At 47.9% G+C, this 430-nt stretch carries 1 protein-coding gene; it reads left to right on the top strand.

The window, feature by feature from the left end; all coding sequences use genetic code 11:
- Positions 1-430, top strand: a 430-nt coding sequence (locus tag RG608_RS11570; RefSeq protein ID WP_308947005.1) for a hypothetical protein, incomplete at both ends; no start/stop codon positions are given.

Here is a 430-nt window from a genome sequence, read left to right as displayed (position 1 = left end):
CTTCACCCCAGACAAGCAATTTGTAGGTAAACCGAATCCAATCTCTGTAAAACGCGTCGATAAGAATGGCACGCCAGTAACTGCAACATACAGTCCAGAGTTCACTAAAGTAACTCCAACAGTTACCAATGCGACTAGCACTGGTCCGCAAGGTGTTCCTCAAACGGGTACCCCAACCTTCACAGGTGGTGATCCGCTGGTTCCAATCGATGACACAGTGGAGCCAAGCTTCGCAGACGGCAACAAGAAGAAGACCATTCCAGGCCAAGGAACATACACCATCACTCCAGATGGAGCAGTGACTTTCACACCTGAAAAACAATATGTTGGTACACCAGATCCAGTTACCGTGAAACGTGTCGATAAAAACGGAACGGAAGTGACTGCTACTTATAGTCCAGAGTTTGCCAAGGTAACTCCAACGGGTACT

Origin of the sequence: Streptococcus sp. IsoGale022 (genome assembly GCF_031142805.1) — a bacterium.
GTDB lineage: Bacteria > Bacillota > Bacilli > Lactobacillales > Streptococcaceae > Streptococcus > Streptococcus sanguinis_A.
Note: the sequence above shows the minus strand (reverse complement) of the source record. Positions and strands in the feature narration are given on the sequence as shown.